General features: G+C 59.3%; 16 protein-coding genes and 1 pseudogene. 8 read left to right on the top strand and 9 right to left on the bottom strand.

Annotated features, from left to right (window positions below; translation table 11 throughout):
* Positions 1-140: 140 nt before the first annotated feature.
* Positions 141-728 (top strand): annotated as a pseudogene (locus FB555_RS07675) (IS30 family transposase); the annotation flags it as partial.
* A gap of 157 nt (positions 729-885) precedes the next feature.
* Here FB555_RS07675 and FB555_RS07670 read toward each other — a convergent pair.
* Complete coding sequence (locus tag FB555_RS07670) at positions 886-2,142, bottom strand: MFS transporter (protein WP_182484887.1); 1,257 nt, start codon at positions 2,140-2,142, stop codon at positions 886-888.
* A 181-nt stretch (positions 2,143-2,323) separates the two neighbouring features.
* Here FB555_RS07670 and FB555_RS07665 point away from each other — a divergent pair, with 181 nt between their 5' ends.
* From FB555_RS07665 to FB555_RS07650, 4 genes are all read left to right on the top strand, one after another.
* Complete coding sequence (locus tag FB555_RS07665; protein WP_182484886.1) at positions 2,324-4,243, top strand: ABC transporter ATP-binding protein; 1,920 nt, start codon at positions 2,324-2,326, stop codon at positions 4,241-4,243.
* Positions 4,240-6,048 (top strand): ABC transporter transmembrane domain-containing protein, encoded by a 1,809-nt coding sequence (locus tag FB555_RS07660; RefSeq protein WP_182484885.1) that lies wholly within the window; start codon positions 4,240-4,242, stop codon positions 6,046-6,048. The genes FB555_RS07665 and FB555_RS07660 overlap by 4 nt, the downstream gene beginning before the upstream one ends.
* Positions 6,049-6,098: 50 nt before the next feature.
* Positions 6,099-7,472, top strand: a complete 1,374-nt coding sequence (locus FB555_RS07655; protein WP_182484884.1) for an MFS transporter — start codon at positions 6,099-6,101, stop codon at positions 7,470-7,472.
* Positions 7,473-7,556: 84 nt separating this feature from the next.
* Positions 7,557-8,402, top strand: coding sequence for an aldo/keto reductase (locus tag FB555_RS07650; protein ID WP_182484883.1), 846 nt, complete (start codon positions 7,557-7,559; stop codon positions 8,400-8,402).
* Here the strand turns inward: FB555_RS07650 and FB555_RS07645 are convergent, their stop codons facing one another.
* The gene (locus FB555_RS07645) at positions 8,403-9,584 is read right to left on the bottom strand and encodes an NAD(P)-dependent malic enzyme (protein WP_182484882.1); all 1,182 of its coding nucleotides are present in this window, start codon (positions 9,582-9,584) and stop codon (positions 8,403-8,405) included.
* Between the two features lie 216 nt (positions 9,585-9,800).
* Complete coding sequence (locus FB555_RS07640) at positions 9,801-10,214, bottom strand: MerR family transcriptional regulator (RefSeq protein ID WP_182484881.1); 414 nt, start codon at positions 10,212-10,214, stop codon at positions 9,801-9,803.
* Positions 10,215-10,286: 72 nt separating this feature from the next.
* Between FB555_RS07640 and FB555_RS07635 the strand changes: the two genes are divergently transcribed.
* A complete protein-coding gene (locus FB555_RS07635) occupies positions 10,287-11,834 on the top strand; it encodes a SulP family inorganic anion transporter (RefSeq protein ID WP_182484880.1) in 1,548 nt (515 codons plus the stop codon).
* Between the two features lie 58 nt (positions 11,835-11,892).
* Here the strand turns inward: FB555_RS07635 and FB555_RS07630 are convergent, their stop codons facing one another.
* Positions 11,893-13,359, bottom strand: coding sequence for a CoA transferase (locus FB555_RS07630; protein ID WP_182484879.1), 1,467 nt, complete (start codon positions 13,357-13,359; stop codon positions 11,893-11,895).
* Positions 13,360-13,588: 229 nt separating this feature from the next.
* Here FB555_RS07630 and FB555_RS07625 point away from each other — a divergent pair, with 229 nt between their 5' ends.
* Together FB555_RS07625 and FB555_RS07620 are read left to right on the top strand one after the other, a co-directional pair.
* On the top strand, positions 13,589-14,392 hold the full coding sequence (locus FB555_RS07625) for a GNAT family N-acetyltransferase (RefSeq protein ID WP_182484878.1): 804 nt from the start codon (positions 13,589-13,591) through the stop codon (positions 14,390-14,392).
* 110 nt (positions 14,393-14,502) lie between these two features.
* The gene (locus FB555_RS07620) at positions 14,503-15,321 is read left to right on the top strand and encodes an SDR family oxidoreductase (protein ID WP_182484877.1); all 819 of its coding nucleotides are present in this window, start codon (positions 14,503-14,505) and stop codon (positions 15,319-15,321) included.
* A 55-nt stretch (positions 15,322-15,376) separates the two neighbouring features.
* Here FB555_RS07620 and FB555_RS07615 read toward each other — a convergent pair whose 3' ends face one another.
* The 5 genes from FB555_RS07615 to FB555_RS07595 all read right to left on the bottom strand — a co-directional run bounded on the left by FB555_RS07615 (position 15,377) and on the right by FB555_RS07595 (position 17,834).
* Positions 15,377-15,679: a helix-turn-helix domain-containing protein gene (locus tag FB555_RS07615; RefSeq protein WP_182484876.1), complete on the bottom strand. Its 303-nt coding sequence runs from the start codon at positions 15,677-15,679 to the stop codon at positions 15,377-15,379.
* Entirely contained in the window at positions 15,679-16,038 is a 360-nt protein-coding gene (locus FB555_RS07610; RefSeq protein WP_343046430.1) for a type II toxin-antitoxin system RelE/ParE family toxin, read from the bottom strand. Before FB555_RS07610 ends, FB555_RS07615 begins: the two co-directional genes overlap by 1 nt.
* Positions 16,039-16,231: 193 nt before the next feature.
* Complete coding sequence (locus FB555_RS07605; protein ID WP_246323649.1) at positions 16,232-17,104, bottom strand: prenyltransferase; 873 nt, start codon at positions 17,102-17,104, stop codon at positions 16,232-16,234.
* Between the two features lie 8 nt (positions 17,105-17,112).
* Positions 17,113-17,448: a lycopene cyclase domain-containing protein gene (locus tag FB555_RS07600; protein WP_182484874.1), complete on the bottom strand. Its 336-nt coding sequence runs from the start codon at positions 17,446-17,448 to the stop codon at positions 17,113-17,115.
* Positions 17,445-17,834 carry a lycopene cyclase domain-containing protein gene (locus FB555_RS07595; RefSeq protein WP_182484873.1) on the bottom strand — a complete coding sequence of 130 codons (390 nt, stop codon included), beginning with the start codon at positions 17,832-17,834 and terminating at the stop codon, positions 17,445-17,447. Before FB555_RS07595 ends, FB555_RS07600 begins: the two co-directional genes overlap by 4 nt.
* Between the last annotated feature and the right edge of the window lie 6 nt (positions 17,835-17,840).

Below are 17,840 nucleotides of genomic sequence, written 5' to 3'. Positions count from 1 at the left end.
CGAGAAGAATATTTGCGGCTCCGCGCTGAGGGGTTCACCCGCCGGGAAGCGACACTGAAAACAGGGGTGTGAGTACTCAACGCGCCTCCGACGATGTTTCCTTGCTGATGTTGCAACGCACACTTTCCCCGCGGTTTCTCTCTCTGGTGGATCGGGAGATGATCAAGAATTTACATGCCTCGGGCACATCAGTGCGCGCGACGGCGGCGATCATGGGTCGGGCACCGTCAACCATCAGTCGAGAACTGCGCCGCAACAGCAGTAACAACCACAGCAACAATCACAGCGATAACGACCGTGACGGGCAAACGTATCAACCTTATATAGCTCATCGTTACGCGGCGAGGCGACGGTTGCGAGCCAAGGAACGCAAACTTGTCACCCTGGAACCTCTGAAGGACTTCGTCCAGAACAAGCTGGGTCTTAATTGGTCTCCTGAACAAATCTGCCACGCTTTGATCGAGGAGTATCCAAACAATCAGGAGATGCGTGTGTCACCGGAAACCATCTACCAAACCCTGTACTTGCAAGCTCGTGGTGGTCTGCGCCGTGAAGTTCAGGCAGCACTTCGCACGGGGCGAACCAGACGCAAACAACACAACACAGGGTTAGAGCGCAGATCACGGTTCGTGGGCCCCATGGTCATGATCTCGGAGCGGCCAGCCGAAGTTGAGGACAGGGCTGTTCCTGGGCATTGGGAGGGTGACCTCATCGTTGGGACCAATAACCAGCACCGAGACTCCCCCAAATCAAGCAACACAGCTACCCCTTGCGCCGAGACTTCACACAGCTTTTGGGGCCACAAAGGGCTGCTTTCGTGGAGTCTCGACGACGAGGAGTCGATGCGACAGGACTTTCGTGTCCGACGAACGTATTAATGGCTCGTTAGAAGGGGCGCGGCACGATCTTGGCGGTCCACAAACCACTGACCAGGGTCAGCAGCGCCGCCCCCGTCACCACCCAGAATGCGTGCGAATAGCCCGCCGAGTCCGCGAGCGCACCCGCAATCGGCGCGCTAATCGCTGTTCCGGCAACAATTCCGCTGGACATCAGAGTGAGCACCACCGTGACCCGGTCGCTCGGCGCGGTGTAGGAGGCCACGGCAAAGATGCTCACCAGCGACGGGCCGATTCCCAGTCCGATCACGAACAAGATTGGAAGAAGGGTCGATACCGAGTGAACCATCGGCAGAAAGAGCGTGCCAATCAGCATCATTGCAGCGCCGGCTACCCAGCGCCACGGCAGCCAGAATTTGCGGGGCAGCATGGCGGTGGCAAGCGCCGTTATGGCGGATCCAACCCCCATGGCCCCATAAAGGAAGGCCGCGTCGGCAACATTTCCCCGCTCCCCGGCGAACGCCGTGACGGCGGTCAACATGGCTCCAAAGACCATGCCGATGGTCAGCATGCCAAATACGGGAACGGAAACACGGGGGGCGAAGAGAGCCATCATCGGGGTTCGAGCATCCTGCGTGGCTGGCCCTGGCCTCACACTCTCAACCGTCGGGTGGTAGGCAAAGCCACTCACGAAAATAAAAGTCATGATGGCTGCAATAAGAAGGGGAGAGTATTCGCCCAACACGAGAGCCGCGGCTCCGACGGCGACTGGCCCAAAGACGAATGCCATCTCGTCGGCCATCGACTCCCAGCTCATGGCCGCCGAGAGGGTTCGTTCGCCGCTAAGGCCGCTTCTTCTCGTTTTCACGAGCGCAATCCAGCGGGCGCGGGCCAAGGGGCCAACTTGCGGGGCACTAAAGCCGATGAGGAACGAGACCAGCAAAATCCACCCCAACGGGCTGTCAATTTTCACGAGCCCAACGAGACCAACCATGGCCAGGCCGTTGAAGGCTCCCACCAACTGCATGACCAGTCGTTGACCATAGCGGTCGGCAAGAGCGCCAACAAGGGGTGCGCCGATCGCCGAACCTAGGCCCAGGGCACCCGAAGCGATGCCCGCCTCCCCATAGGAATCTCGCGCCCACGCAATGAGCATCGTGATGCCGACGGTGAACATCGCGAGCGGGAAGCGTGCCAAGAAACCCAGTGGCATGAATACAAGGCCGGCGAGTTTTGGAAGATCCCGGTAGCCGCCCCGCGTTTCGAGAGCCGGGTTGAGATAAGTCGGGAGGCCAGCGCCAGCCATGATGAATCCTTTGTTCTTTTCGGGGGTTCCGTGCACAAGAACTCTACGCGAGGGCGAAATCAACGGTTGAGCAGCGTGGATTGCCCGATGGGTGCCATTTGTGCCAGAAGTTCCAGCCCGTGGCGAACATGACGGATGCGCGGCGTGCGGTCCGGCTAGTGTCGAAGGCGGAGAAAAATCAATGACAGACAGCGCTCTTCCGGCACCTCGCCCCAGCACTTTTCGCGCGCTCCTTCGCATTTACCCCTTCGTGCAGGGCGCTGTTCCGCGCTTGGCGCTGGGTGGCGTGGCCGCACTTTTCGCCGCGGTTGTGGCCCTCAGCATCCCGTTGGCCTTGGGCTGGATGGTGGATGGCCCACTGGCATCCGGCGACACGGCTCAAATTCTGCCCACGGCAGCCGTCGTCCTGGGCCTAGGCGTTGCTGAAGCGTTCTTCGTGTTCCTCCGCCGGGCTCTCGTGCTTGGCCCCGGCACTCACGTGGATGGCAAGATGCGCAATGCCATCTATGTACACCTGCAAAAACTTCCCGTTTCATTCCACGACAAGTGGCAAAGCGGTCAACTACTTTCCCGTGCGATGGGCGATGTGAGCACTGTGCGCCGCTGGCTCTCGTTCGGCATCGTCATGCTCGCGGTCAATGGCATCACGATCGTCATCGGCTTCACCATGCTCTTTGTGTTCAATCCAGTGCTCGGTGCCATTTTTACGCTTTTCTCCCTCCCCCTCTTCTTCTTTAGTGCACGTTTTCAGCGGCGTCTGGAAAAGCTGTCGCGGCGAGCGCAAGACCAGCAGGGCGATCTGGCCACCATCGTTGAAGAGTCGGTACACGGCATCCGCATTCTTAAAGCGTTTGGTCGTGAGTCGCATGCCCTCGAGGGCCTCACCGAGCAAGCCAGTGCCGTTCGCACCACCGAACTTCTCAAAGGTCGCACCATGGCCGGCATGTGGTTCTGGCTTTTGTTCATTCCTGACTCGGCTTTTGCCGTCACCCTCGTACTCGGCATCGCACTGGCCAGCACCGGTTCCGTCACAGTGGGCACGCTCTTCGCTTTCTTTGCCACGGCCACCATCCTGCGCGGACCGATCCAATCCATCGGGTTCCTACTGTCCCTCACCATTGATGCGCGCAACGCCCTCGACCGTTTCTTTGACGTGCTCGATACCCCCATCAGCATTCTGGATGCCGACAACGCCCTCGACCTCGCTGCTGGCAAGGGCTCGCTCGTGTTTGATAACGTGCATTTTCGATACGAGGATGCGTCGGCAGCGACCCCCGATATTTTGCGCGGCATCACGCTCGAGATTCTCCCCGGCGAAACCATGGCCCTCGTGGGGCTTACGGGTTCCGGCAAAACAACCCTCACGGCGTTGACGACCCGACTCTTCGACGTCACGAGCGGACGCATTCTGATTGATGGCACGGATATTCGCGACGTGACCGCGGGCAGCCTCCGCACTCGGGTGGCCATGGCCTTCGAAGATGCAACACTTTTCTCCTTGCCCGTGCGCGAAAACGTACTGCTGGGCCGAGCCGATCTTGTTGGTGGTGAACCCGACGCTAGCGGAGCAATGCCCGGGGTCACCCACTCGGGGCCCGGAGCCGAGGCTGTCCTCAACCAGGCACTCGACGTGGCCCAGGCCGGTTTTGCCCGTGACCTGCCCCGCGGTCTGGACACGACCATCGGAGAGGAAGGACTCAGCCTTTCTGGCGGTCAACGCCAGCGACTCGCCCTCGCCCGAGCCATCGCGGTTGCCCCCAGCATCCTGGTTTTAGATGACCCGTTATCGGCTCTGGACGTCACCACCGAGGCCATGGTCGAGGAAGCGCTGCGGCGCGTGCTCGCCACCACCACCGCGTTGATCGTGGCACACCGCCCCTCCACTGTTGCCCTGGCCGATCGTGTCGCCTTGTTGCATGAGGGTCGTATCGAAGACGTCGGCACGCATACCGAACTCATGAAACGCTCGGAAACCTACCGCTACGTCATGTCTTCGCTGGATGAAGAAGCCCGCGAGACGACCAACACCGGCTCCATCAAGACCGTCGAACTTGAGCGCGAATACCGTGCACTGACCCGCGATGAGGAGGCGGCACTGTGAGCGTCGCGGGAGTTCAGGGGGAGGAGCGCGCCGACTTCACAAAGCGCGAGGCCAAACGGCTCCGCCAACGCTCGCTGACGTTGCTGGGTTCCCTGTTGCGCCCCCTACGCCGCCGCATCACGTGGACCATGACCATCGTTGTGATCAGCACCTTAGCCCAAGTGGCGGGGCCAACCCTGCTGGCCCTCGGTATCGATCAGGCCCTCCCCGCGGTCCTGAATGACGGCAACTGGCAACCCGCCATGCTGATTGTCGGCGCGTACCTCATCACTGCCCTGACGAGCTCGATTTTGATGTCCGTCTACACGCGGTCGACCTCCCTCATCAGCCAAAACATTCTGCTCACACTGCGCCAACGCATTTTTCGGCACACCCAGAACTTGAGCATGAAGTTTCACGAAAGCTATACCTCGGGCAAAATAATCGCCCGACAAACCAGCGACGTCGACACCTTGCGCGAGCTGTTAGATGGCGGCATCAGCAACCTTGTACGTGGTGTCTTGTTCATGGTCTTTACCGGTGTCGCCCTCGTTCTTCTCGATCCCTCCAGCACGATTCCTCTGGTCATTTCCCTCGTACCACTGGCCTTCTTTACCCTGTGGTTCTCGAACGCCTCGCGGGCGCAATTCCGCGCTTCGCGGCTCTACTCAGCACGACTGATCGTGCAGTTCGTCGAGACGATGACGGGTATCCGAGCGGTCAAGGCGTTCCGTCGCGAAGCTCGTAATGAACGCGTGTACTCCGTGCATGTCGATAACTACCGCGAAGCCACAAGGGCGACAATCTGGTTGTTCGGCATTTTTGACCCCGGTCTGCGCCTGCTCGGCAACATCACCATGGCCGCCGTTCTCGTGCTCGGTGCTTTCCGTGTTGCCGATGGCACCATGGCCATTGGCATCCTGCTGGCGGCTGTGTTGTACACCCGCAAGTTCTATGACCCCATGGAAGAGTTGGCGATGTTTTACAATTCCTTCCAGAGTGCGGCCTCGGCGCTCGAGAAAATCTCGGGCGTGCTCGAAGAGGAGTCCACGGTTCCCGAAACTGACGGTCCCACGCCTTTGCCCCGTGCCGCTGGCGCCGTCACCTTTAGCCATGTCACCTTTGGCTACTCCCCCGCAACACCCATCCTCCCCAAGCTCAACCTCAACATTCCTGCCGGGCAAACGCTCGCGCTCGTGGGCACGACCGGCGCCGGTAAATCAACATTGGCCAAATTACTGGCCCGTTTTTATGATCCGGATGTGGGTGCCATCACCCTCGATGGTATCGACCTGCGCGACCTCAGTCATGACGACCTGCGCCGCGCCATCGTCATGGTGACGCAGGAGGCCTACCTGTTCTCGGGATCCGTGGCCGAGAACATTGCGCTGGGGAAACCCGGGGCCAGTGCCGCCGAGATCGAGGCTGCGGCCCGCGCGGTTGGGGCTCACGAGTTCGTCATGGCAATGCCGGATGGCTACGAGACGGATGTCAACAAGCGCGGCGGCAGGCTCTCCTCCGGTCAACGTCAGTTGCTCTCTTTTGCACGCGCGTTCATCGCCGACCCCATGGTGCTCATTCTGGACGAGGCGACGGCATCCCTCGACATCCCCAGCGAACGACTCGTGCAGCGCGGCCTCGAGACTCTTCTGGCCGACCGTACGGCCATCATCATCGCGCACCGACTCTCCACCGTCGCCATTGCCGACCGAGTGTTAGTTATGGAACACGGCGAGATCATCGAGGACGATACTCCCGTGCATCTCATTGCGGGAACAGGCCGATTCGCTACCCTACACGCCGCCTGGCGCGAGTCCCTGGCCTAAGAATGGCTTAAAAACCCCTGCAGTTTCTTTGGGGGCAGTACTCTAATGCCATGACGAGCACTGACACGGTTTCCGCAGTCCGCATCCCCCGACGCCAAATCTTTGCGTGGGCCAGCTGGGACTGGGGGACGTCGGCGTTTAGCGCGCTCATCACCACCTTTGTCTTCGCGGTGTACATCACCAGTGATTACTTCATCGATCCTAAGATTGTGGCTGCCTACACGGCTGCCGGTGGAGACGCCAGCGCATCAGGCGCCCCCAAAATCGCCTACGACAGTGCCATCGCCGCTCTGACATCCGGGCTCGGTTGGGCCCTGGCAATCGGTGGCATTCTCGTTGCCGTGATCGCCCCCATCGTGGGTCAGAGAACGGATGCCGGCGGCAAGCGCAAGCTGTGGCTCGGTGTGAACACGGCCGTGGTTGTTGCTGTCACATTCCTGATGTTCTTTGTGGAGGCGGCGCCGGCCTTTTTCCTGCTCGGCATCACCCTCCTGGCCATTGGCAACGTCTTCTATGAGATGGCCAACGTTAACTACAACGCCATGCTGTTGCAGGTATCGACCCCCAAGACCATTGGTCGCGTGAGCGGCTTCGGATGGGGCGCTGGTTACCTCGGCGGCATCGTGGTGCTCATTATTTCGCTGGTGGGTTTCATTCTGGGCGACCCTCCGTATTGGTTTGGGATTACCGCTGACGGCGGAATGAACATTCGCATCATCGCTGTCTTCGCCGCCATTTGGTCGCTGGTCTTTTCTCTCCCCGTATTGCTAGCTGTGCCGGAGAACACCGCGGTCGACCCCGACTCCAAACTCGGTATTGTGGCCTCGTACCGCAAGCTCTTTTCTCGCATCAAAGACCTGTATCTCAACGAGCGGCCCACGTTCTACTTTCTGTTGGCCAGCGCCGTCTTCCGTGACGGCCTCGCTGCCGTTTTCGCGTTCGGCGGGGTTCTCGCCGGGGTGGTGTTTGGTTTCAGCCCCACCCAGGTGATTTTCTTCGCTATCGCCGCCAACGTGGTTGCCGGCATTGGTGTCTTCGCGGCCGGGTGGTTTGATGACAAGTTCGGGCCCAAGCCCGTGATCATCACTGCTCTCGCGGGACTTGTTTTGACTGGCCTCGCATTGTTTCTCTTCCACGACGGCGGCCAAACAGCCTTCTGGATTGGCGGACTGATGCTGACCCTCTTTGTCGGACCCGCTCAGTCCTCGAGCCGCACGTTCCTCGCCCGCTTGGCACCTCACGGAGGTGAGGGCGAGATCTTCGGCCTTTACGCCACAACCGGGCGCGCCATCAGCTTCATCTCCCCCACCCTCTTCGCGCTCTTCGTTGCCGTAGGTGGGGCCGCGTACTGGGGCATCCTCGGAATCGTCATCGTGCTTCTCGCGGGACTGCTGCTCCTGATTCCCCTGCGCAACAAGCGCTAGAGGAGCAAGTCCAGCATTCGCACAGGTCGCGGGAGGAGTTCGGGCGTAGGCTTCGAAGTTCCCTCCCGAAAGCAAGGTGTCTTTATGACCTCCACGCACGCGTACGGCCCCGGAACAGAAATTACCCTCAATGACGGCGTCATCATGCCGCAGGTTGGCTTTGGTGTCTGGCAAGTAAAGGACGACGAGGCTCAGCCCGCCGTCGAGAAAGCTCTCGAAGTTGGTTATCGCAACATCGACACGGCTGCGGTTTATCAGAACGAAGCCGGTGTTGGCCGCGCCATCCTGGCATCTGGATTGGCTCGCGTCGATTTCTTCGTCACCACCAAACTGTGGAACGACGATCAAGGAACCGACACGGCATTTGTTGCGTTCGAGAAGAGCCTTGATTTGCTCGGCTTGGACTTTGTCGACCTCTACCTGATTCACTGGGCATCCCCCAAGCGTGGCCTGTACAAGGAATCGTGGGAGACGCTCATCAAGATTCAGGAATCGGGTCGCGCTCGCGCCATCGGTGTCTCAAACTTTGCCATCGAGCATCTTGAGGTTCTGAGCAAGGCAACAGGAGTCGTTCCGGCCGTCAACCAGATTGAACTTCACCCGTTCCTACAGCAACGTGAACTCCAGGAATACAACACGGCGCACAACATCGTCACCGAAGCCTGGAGCCCACTAGCTCAGGGCAAGAGCCTTGATAACGAGCTTCTTCTGGGGCTTGGCGCCAAGCACGATAAGACCGTTGCCCAGATTGTCATCCGTTGGCACATGCAAAGCGATCGCTTGGTCATCCCCAAGTCGACCACTCCCCACCGCATCGCTGAGAACTTTGACGTTTTTGACTTTGCTCTGGATGCGGATGACATGAACATCATCGCCGAGCTGGATTCAGGAAACCGCCTCGGGGCAGATCCCGCAACAGCGGAGTTCTAGTCACTCCCTCTCGACGGCCGCCATCACGGCGGCCGCGACGGCAAGCGCAACTCGCTCATCGAGGGGGCTCGGGATGATGTAATCGGCGGCGAGGTCATCGCCCACAATGCCCGCAATAGCATGGGCGGCAGCGAGCTTCATGTCGGGGGTGATGCGGCGAGCGCCGGCATCCAGAGCGCCCCGAAAGATACCGGGGAACGCCAAGACGTTATTGATCTGGTTGGGAAAGTCGCTGCGTCCCGTGGCCACAATCCGTGCGTACTTGATGGCCACGTCGGGGTGAACCTCGGGAGTGGGGTTGGCCATCGCGAAGATCATGGCGTCGGATGACATGGTCGCCAAAAGTGATTCTTCGACCTGGCCCGAAGAAACGCCAATGTAGACATCCGCGTTCTCAAATGCTTGAACCGGTCCTCCGACGACGTTGCGCGGATTACTGCGGGCGGCAAAGCGCTCTTTAACGTCATACATGTCGGTACGGTCCACGCTCAAAATTCCGCGGGAATCCAAAATGATGACATCGGAGATCCCGGCAGTCAGGAGCATTTCTGCGACCGCTAGCCCGGCGGCTCCAGCACCAGAGATGACCACGCGCAGTGACGTGATGTCACGGCCGACCACTTTGGCGGCGTTGGTGAGCGCGGCCAGAACGACGACGGCGGTGCCGTGTTGGTCATCATGCATGACGGGCATGTCGAGGGCCTCAATGACTTTGGCTTCGAGCTCGAAGCAGCGGGGGGCCGAGATGTCCTCGAGGTTGACCGCGCCAAAGCTGTGTCGAAGGCGCACAAGGGTCTCCACAATCTCATCCACATCGGTGGTATCGAGAACGAGCGGTATTGAGTTCAACCCGGCGAACCTCTGGAAAAGCGCAGACTTACCCTCCATGACGGGCAAGGATGCCGCGGGACCGATGTCACCGAGGCCCAAGACAGCCGTGCCATCACTGACAACCACTACGAGACGCGAAGCCCAGGTATAGGGGCCGGCGAGCGTGGGGTCGTTGTGAATAGCACGACTCACCTCAGCGACACCGGGCGTGTAGGCGATGGAGAGGTCGCGCTTGGAATCAATCGGGCTGGAGAGTTCCACGCGAAGCTTGCCTCCCTCGTGGGCGGCGAAGATTTCTTCGGAGGTGGGGGCCAAAAGGGTAGGAGTTGCGGAAACAGCGGAAGCATTCATGAGTGAACTCTTTCGAGAGGGGGGACGGCAATGACACGACCACGAGAGGGCCGAGATAAGTTTCAGCGACGCGATTGATTTACGCGGTGAAATGCTGAGCTGCCGATTGATGTTACGACACTGCAAGGGGGAACTGAGCGGATAGAGCCCATGACCTGCTTCGCCAGACTAGCCCACCACGGGGGTGCACCCTAGCGAATCGAGAAAATCTGAACGTTACTGACCGCGAAGAAGCTCGAGAAACTCGTCTGCCATGCCGAGCTGTTTTTCGAGGGTTTCGCGGCGATGCGCCGCATCCTGAATGAAATTTTGCAGCTCGGCACGAAGCTCGGCCCGCACCTTGGTGGCATCAGTTGCTGGCTCGGCGGCCGGCTCTGGGGCCTGGAGGGCGTCGATGATACGCAGGAGATCCATCATCTGTTCGAGAGAGAATCCCAGCGGTTTCATGCGGCGGATCAGCATGAGGCGCGTGACGTCAGAGGGCGTGTACAACCGAAATCCGCCCTCGGTGCGACCGGATGCCTTGAGCAACCCGATCTCGTCGTAATGGCGAATGGTGCGGAGGGATAACCCGGTCTTTTCGGCAAGCTCGCCGATGTGCATGTGCATGCCGGACGCCGTGTTCGCCATGATCCCACCTGCCCCTTCTTGTCTAACTCTACTCTAACGTTAGGGTAGAGTTGAATTCAACAGGAAGGCCCCATGGCTATTCTCTCTCCGTCCACACCACCCCGCCCCAATGAACCGAACCGCTACAAGCCCGAGCCGTCCGTGCTCACTGCTTTACGCACCCCCCGCATTCTGACCCGCGAAGTTCTTGCGGGTCTTGTTGTGGCGATGGCCCTCATTCCCGAGGCAATTTCGTTCTCCATCATTGCCGGAGTGGACCCCGCCGTCGGCCTGTTCTCCTCCTTCGTCATGGCCGCCTCGATTGCCTTCCTTGGAGGGCGCCCCGCCATGATCACGGCCGCAACCGGCGCCATTGCGCTAGTGATTGCCCCCGTCGCCCGCGAATATGGGATGGATTACTTCATTGCCACCGTCATTTTGGGTGGGGTCATTCAAATCGTGCTCGGCGTGCTCGGCGTTGCCAAACTCATGCGTTTTATCCCCCGCAGCGTCATGGTCGGGTTCGTGAATTCCCTCGCCATCCTGATCTTCATCGCACAGCTCCCCCAGCTGCTCGGCGTTCCCATGCTGGTCTACCCACTGGTGGCTGCCGGCATTGTGATCATGGTGTTCATGCCCCGCATCACCCGCGTGGTGCCCGCGCCGCTGGTTGCCATTGTCATCTTGACGGCAATCACGGTTTTTGCCGCCATCAAAGTACCGACCGTCGGAGACCAGGGCACGCTGCCGACGAGCTTGCCCGAGCTGTTCATCCCGAACGTTCCATTCACGCTCGAGACGCTGGGCATCATCGCGCCGTACGCTCTGGCCATGGCCTTGGTGGGCCTGCTCGAGTCCCTCATGACGGCAAAACTTGTCGATGACATCACGGATACCCACTCCCACAAGACCCGCGAAGCCTGGGGGCAAGGCGTTTCCAACATGCTGTCGGGATTCTTTGGCGGCATGGGCGGTTGCGCCATGATCGGGCAAACCATGATCAATGTGAAGGCCTCCGGCGCCCGCACGCGCATCTCCACTTTTCTCGCGGGAGTATTCCTGCTGATTCTCGTGGTCGGCCTCGGCGATGTGGTTGCCATCATTCCCATGGCCGCCCTGGTCGCCGTCATGATTATGGTGTCGGTGCTCACTTTCGATTGGCACAGCATCCGCTTCGCCACGTTGAAGCGCATGCCAAAGAGCGAAACCGCTGTCATGGTCGCCACCGTCATCGCGGTCGTCATCACCCACAACTTGGCCATTGGCGTCATTATCGGTGTGATCGTGGCCATGGTGGCCTTTGCCCGCCGAGTGGCCCACTTCGTGACCGTGGAACGCACCGTCAGCGACGTTTCTACCGCAAGCGGCGCGATGCCGACCGCCCGCTACACGGTCACCGGCGAGTTGTTTTTTGCCTCCAGCAACGACTTGACAACCCAGTTCGAGTACACACACGATCCCGACACAATCGTCATTGACATGACGAATGCTCGCGTGTGGGATGCGTCAACCGTTGCCGCGCTGGATGCCATCACGGTCAAGTACGCCAGTCGCGGCAAGAGTGTGCAGTTGGTAGGAATGAACCCGGCGAGTACCACGATGCACGAACGCCTTGCGGGAACATTCGGCGACGGGATCTAGTGTTCTGCGCTGGTAATTCGTTCCCGCTCTCGACCCATTTGCGAATGCCGCCAGTTGTCTAGTTTTCGCGGATACCGCTGGCTATCTCTTCTGTCTCTTCTGTCTCTTCTGTCTCTTGCCGGACATCGGAGGATCGTGGCTCGGCCCATTCCGGCTGGTCTGTTCCCCACGGGCGGCCGATCCACCTGTATTGATCTGTGCCGCCGCTGATGCCGATCGCAGGCGCGGCGCACGTGACTGTACCGCCGAGCGTTTCCGCGGTCACGGTTTCGATCTCGTATGTGCCGACGGCGGGTACCTGAGAGTTAGGCGCGACGGTGAGTAGCTCTTGAGCTACCCTGGCCAGTGAAATGTTGACGGTCCACCCGTGCCCGTCGAGGTGCCGACGTCGAAGCGCTGACATAATCCCGGCGGCAAGTAGGTACCCAGCAGAGTGATCCAGAGCTTGGACGGGCAAGGCGCCTGGTCTGCCGGTGCCATCTGCGTGTATCTGGGCGATGCCACTGGCTGCCTGGACGATACTGTCGAATCCACGGCGCTCAGCCCAAGGGCCCTTCAGCCCCCACGCGCTCACCCGGCCGATAACGAGCCCCGGATGGCGGTCGTGGAGTTCGACCGGCGACAGGCCGAACCGGTCGAGGCTGTTCGCCCTGTATCCCGTGACAATTACGTCGGCGTTCGTCAGTAGCTGTTCGAGGCAGTCTCGATCCGGTTTATCGTCGAGGTTAAGGAGCGCAGAACGCTTCCCTTGCCCAGTATCGAGGCTCAGCCAAGGTAGTTCCGGCGTGTCAGGGTTGTCGATGCGCAAGACATCTGCCCCGAAGAACGCGAGACTGCGAGTGGCCACTGGTCCGGCGATGACTCGGGTTAAATCGAGCACTCGGACGCCTTGCAGAGGCGCGTGGCCTGCGGCTGAACCCAAGCCGTAGAGGCCTGGCTCTCCGTGCTGCCGCTCTAGGCTGATGAAGGGTTCCGTTTCCAGGATCTGGGCTTGAGGATGTGCTCTCCAACTGCTTGGGCTGCGAACCGCGCTGATGACCGCGCCAGAATCTGCGGCTTCATCCTCCAGATCGAGGGCGTTACGTCGCGAAATTGCAACAGCGACAGCCTCGGCACTTGCGGAACCTTCCAATCTCAAAAGTGAGCGCAAGGCCGCTTCATGGTGGGGATAATTGGCGTGAGTACGAACCCAGCCGTCGCTCGAGGCGAAGAAACCGGATAGAGGCGCCCACGCTGGCACGAGGTTCCCGTTCCACCTGAATAGTTGGTCGCTCCGGTAGGCACCGGCGACGAGTTGCGGCGCAATGCTCACCTGCGGAACTTCGTTCGACGTCGGATCACGTACTCCCTCGCGAACAAGGTGCAGCAATGAGGCCATGAGTTTGGTCGCCGCGATACTATCAGCGGCAAGACCCGCAACCGGCAGTGGCGACGAAAACGGCACCGGACCCGCTGAACGAACGCGATCGGCCAACTCCGGAAGTTCAGCGGAATCGGAGAGAAATGTGCTGAGGAAGGTGCCCATCGGTTACCTCCGTAAGCCTTTGACCGTTCACAAGGGCGTGAAGTTAGACAGCCATAGTTCAAGCATATTTTATCGTCCTCACCGCACGAATCCCAATTGATGACATGGGGGTCGAGCATGCCTGCGATGGTTTTCAAGAAACTGTACTGCATCGAGTTCTCTCAAGCATTAGTGGTCAATATTGGAGAAGATTGTGCCCGGATGCACGGCAAGCACACAGAATGGACTGATGACTCACGACGAATCCAGTAAGATCGCAGGACTCCTCGCGGCCTATGACGAACAATTACGCACCGACGCTGAGACGCCGAGTGCGATCAAGGTCACTCAACATGGTCCGCTGCGGCTAGTGACCTTCATGAACGGCCGTGGATTCGTCACTTACCAGAACCTCGGCGTAGCGAACAAGGACACTATTCGACGACTCGTTCCCGAGGTGCTGGCATATTACCGGGCTGACGCTGAGATAAACCGGGTCGAATGGAAAACTCGTGGGCACGACAAAGCGCCCGGGCTGCACGACGCGTTGCTGGAGAACAACTTCATCCCGGATGAGCCGGAATCAATCATGGTGGGTGAGGCGGCGGCGCTGGCAGTCGACGTTCCCCTGCCCGAAGGCGTGACGCTGCGCCGGGTTACTGAGGAGTCCGACGTGCGGGCAATGAGCACTATGCAAGACGAGGTCTTTGGCGATCCTGTATCGAACGATATGGCGAACGCGCTGCTTCGCCGTCTCTGCGCCGGAGACGGGATGGAACTGTGGGTTGGCGAGGTCGAGGGTCAGATCGTGACTGCGGGACGTCTAGAACCAGTTCGAGGTACCAACTTTGCCGGAATTTGGGGCGGCGCGACCCGCGAAGAGTGGCGTGGTCGTGGGATCTACCGTGCTTTGACGGCGGCCCGCGCCCGCTCAGCACTCGACATAGGTAAGACGCTTATCCACAGCGACTCAACCGAATATTCGCGTCCGATCCTCGAACGCTCTGGGCTGTTGAAAGTGTCAACGACGACGCCTTACCACTGGAGACGTTAGCGGTCACGGCGCGAGAACGAGACTGGACAACCCGCACATTGTGAATGTGGGAAGTTTTTGCCCTCGCCGAACGTTACCTGTTCACGTACATCATCGAGAGAAACGTATCCATGAGCAAGACTTGGTTCATTACTGGCGCATCCAAGGGTTTCGGCCGCGAGTGGACAGAAGCGGCGTTGGAGCGCGGTGACAGCGTCGCAGGCACCGCAAGAAAGCTAGAAACTCTCGACGCCCTCGTTGATAAGTACCCCGAAACCTTCCTGCCGCTCCAGCTCGACGTCACGGATAGGGACGCAGACTTCATGGCCGTCCAAAAGGCGGCCGAGTACTTTGGCAAACTCGATATCGTCGTCAACAACGCTGGGTACGGTCATTTCGGCATGATTGAGGAGCTGACCGAAAGCGAGGCCCGCGCTCAGCTCGAGACGAACTTGTTCGGTGCGTTGTGGATCACCCAGGCGGCATTGCCGATAATGCGTAAGCAGGGTTCGGGCCACATCATCCAGGTATCAAGCATCGGTGGTATTAGCGCCTTCCCAACCGTCGGTGTTTATCATGCGTCGAAATGGGCACTTGAGGGCTTCTCTCAGTCACTTTCACAGGAAGTCGCGGGCTTCGGTATCAACGTGACACTGGTGGAACCCGGTGGCTTCTCGACCGATTGGTCGGGTCCGTCTGCCTCGCGCAGCGAGCAGATGGAAGAGTATGCCGATGTTCGAAAGGCCGCGGCGAGTCGTCCCACTGCGAACAACCCCGGTGACCCCACGGCAACCCGGGGTGCGATCCTCAAGATCGTCGATGCGGAGAAACCGCCACTGCGCATCTTCTTCGGCAGGGCACCTCTCGACACCGCGACAAAGGATTACGAATCACGCTTGGCAACATGGAACGAATGGCAACCGGTTTCGATCGAGGCGCACGGCAACTGAGTCCTCAACCTCAGCCCCCAAAAACAATGAATGCCCCCCCTGGAACACCTACGCCCTAGGCAAGGGTAAAGCGCTGGTCGCCGATCTCCACCTCGAGACGGAGCGTTCCTCCCACGGCTTCGACGTACTTGCGCAGGGTGTCGACCTGAGACTTCTCAATGTCGCCGTGTTCGATGCGCGAAATGCGATTCTGGCTCACGTCGATTTTTGCCGCGAGCTGCACCTGCGTGAGTTCAAGCGCTTCGCGGAGTTCGCGCAGCTTGTAGGCGCGAACCGCGGCGCGCATTTGCTTCACTATTGTTGCGACAGCCTCCTTGTTGAGAGGCCGAATCTTGTCCAGATCATCCAAAATTGTCATTACCGTTCTTCCTCTCTTCGGCGTAAGTATCTTTCATAAAGGGTGTCGGCCCGCGCGATGCTGGTTTTGTACCACTTCGTCCAAATTCCGGACTTGTCTCCTGCTACGAGCATTATCGCCCTGCGCTCAGGGTCAAACACAAATAGAATTCTTAGCTCCGACCGTCCGGAAGAGGCCGGGCGAAGTTCCTTCATGTTTTTGAATCGAGAACCCTTGATCGAATCGACAAACGGCCGACCCAATTGCGGGCCCTCCGCCTCAAGGAGAAAAAGTGCGGCGCCGACATGCTCGTAGCTTTGGGCGTCGAGCCCCGCCATCCACTGTCTAATGAGTTCCGCGTTGATAAACCATTTCTCCACTGTACAACCTTTGAGTTATATAACACAAGGGGTGTATTTATCACGACACCCTCAGGGTCAAGAATGTGCCGCGTCGATTCGCCGAAACGAGGCCGGCGCCCAAGGGGGGTCTCGCGTTACGGAACGCGCCCTGTGGAGGAGTGATGCCTCACCCGGAGTTCGGATGGACTAGGTGTTTTTACGCGGAGGGCCGTTAGGACGCGACCCAGTGCAGAATCAGCAGCATCGTGATGACGAAGCCGACGAAGAAGTTGATGGCCAGAAACTTACGCCAGCCACGATTGGCTCGCTCACAATCGGCGTCGCTCAGGTTTCTAAACGGCCAGACCATCAGGATGTAGGGCACAGCCGTCGCGGCGGCAACCCAAAAAGACCACGCCGCTGCCGCAAAGAAGGCGCCGCACGCGATGAGCACGCCGGCCAGCGCGTAACACACCAACGCGAAACGCGCGGTGTAGGCGGCGCCGATAACCGTTGCCACCGAGGCCAACTGCCCCTCGCGGTCGGCCTGAATATCTTGCACCGCGCCGAACGCGTGCGAGGCCATTCCCCAGAGGAAGAAGGCCGCGAGAACAAGCCACAAGACCGGCGTGAAAACGGCTCCGGCCAGCACCGCGCCGTAGACGGCCGGGCTCACGAAGTGCGTACTCGAAGTAATCGAGTCCAGAAATGGCACCTCCTTAAAGCGCAGGCCCTTGATCGAGTACGCCACCAGGGCAAACATGCTGATGGCCAACACGAGCCACGACAAGGGACTGCCAATCGCGACGAGGTACACCAGAAAAGGCACGTTCGTGACGACCACGGCCCACAAAGTGATGCGGTGAAGGCTGCGATCCAAGACCGCCCCTTCGACTCCACCTTTGCGTGGGTTGCGCAGATCCGATTCGTAATCAAAGACATCGTTGATGCCATACATCGCGAGGTTGTACGGGATGAGAAAGAACAGCGTGCCCACGATAAATGTGAGGTCGACCGTGCGGGTGGTCATGAGATAGGCCGCCGCGAACGGGAACGCCGTATTCACCCACGAGAGTGGGCGAGACGACAGGAAGAGCTGACCCATGATGCGCATCATTGCCGCGGAAATCGAAACTTTATTTTCGCGCCGGAGGCCATGAGTTGCCACAGTGAGGGAAGGAGAACAACCGCGGCGAGTGTGTAGAAAAAGTCCTCAATGGGGGCGACTCCGATAAAGATTCCCGAGAGCTTTGACGTGTCGTACGCGACCAATCCGAGCAAAATAATGACATTGTCAAACACCGCGGAGAACGCCAACAAGACGACAAATGCGATGCCGCGCGGAATCCAAAAAGCGCGATTCCACCCGGACTTCAGCAGGGACCGCACCCAAAACATAAACCAGAGTGAGAGCCCGAGAAAAAGAATGTTAAGCGTCAAGTAGGTCATGAGACCACATCAGGCGTGGGGGTCGTAGGAGTCGGCGTTGGTCCAGCAGGGGGCGCACCCTTCGAGCGTGCCTCAAACCAGGCAAAGAGTTGATTCGATGCGCCGAACAAATTCATCGTCATGTACGTCAGCAACGTCAGGAAAAAAAGTTCCTCAATGGGTAACTCCGGTGCCAACACAATGCCCGTCATGATGGACGTCTCGCCTCGAAAGAACAACCCTTGACCGATGCCGTAGACATCCCAGATCAGAAAAAACACAATTCCGATGATGTGAACGATGGCCGCGCGCCGCGCATTCACCCAATAGAAAAGACGAAAGCGCCGATCCAGCACGACCATACCCGTGAGGGACACCAGCAATGCGATGAGGTAGACGAGACCCATCTTTTA

The organism is Alpinimonas psychrophila (assembly GCF_014137865.1).
Lineage (GTDB): Bacteria > Actinomycetota > Actinomycetes > Actinomycetales > Microbacteriaceae > Alpinimonas > Alpinimonas psychrophila.
This window is presented reverse-complemented; position numbering and strand designations above follow the sequence as displayed.

Coding starts and splice junctions, on each gene's coding strand:
- FB555_RS07670 (WP_182484887.1), bottom strand. CDS start 2,142: ATGGCTGGCGCTGGCCTCCCGACTTATCTCAACCCGGCTCTCGAAACG.
- FB555_RS07665 (WP_182484886.1), top strand. CDS start 2,324: ATGACAGACAGCGCTCTTCCGGCACCTCGCCCCAGCACTTTTCGCGCG.
- FB555_RS07655 (WP_182484884.1), top strand. CDS start 6,099: ATGACGAGCACTGACACGGTTTCCGCAGTCCGCATCCCCCGACGCCAA.
- FB555_RS07650 (WP_182484883.1), top strand. CDS start 7,557: ATGACCTCCACGCACGCGTACGGCCCCGGAACAGAAATTACCCTCAAT.
- FB555_RS07645 (WP_182484882.1), bottom strand. CDS start 9,584: ATGAATGCTTCCGCTGTTTCCGCAACTCCTACCCTTTTGGCCCCCACC.
- FB555_RS07640 (WP_182484881.1), bottom strand. CDS start 10,214: ATGGCGAACACGGCGTCCGGCATGCACATGCACATCGGCGAGCTTGCC.
- FB555_RS07635 (WP_182484880.1), top strand. CDS start 10,287: ATGGCTATTCTCTCTCCGTCCACACCACCCCGCCCCAATGAACCGAAC.
- FB555_RS07630 (WP_182484879.1), bottom strand. CDS start 13,359: ATGGGCACCTTCCTCAGCACATTTCTCTCCGATTCCGCTGAACTTCCG.
- FB555_RS07625 (WP_182484878.1), top strand. CDS start 13,589: ATGACTCACGACGAATCCAGTAAGATCGCAGGACTCCTCGCGGCCTAT.
- FB555_RS07620 (WP_182484877.1), top strand. CDS start 14,503: ATGAGCAAGACTTGGTTCATTACTGGCGCATCCAAGGGTTTCGGCCGC.
- FB555_RS07615 (WP_182484876.1), bottom strand. CDS start 15,679: ATGACAATTTTGGATGATCTGGACAAGATTCGGCCTCTCAACAAGGAG.
- FB555_RS07605 (WP_246323649.1), bottom strand. CDS start 17,104: ATGGGTCAGCTCTTCCTGTCGTCTCGCCCACTCTCGTGGGTGAATACG.
- FB555_RS07600 (WP_182484874.1), bottom strand. CDS start 17,448: ATGACCTACTTGACGCTTAACATTCTTTTTCTCGGGCTCTCACTCTGG.
- FB555_RS07595 (WP_182484873.1), bottom strand. CDS start 17,834: ATGGGTCTCGTCTACCTCATCGCATTGCTGGTGTCCCTCACGGGTATG.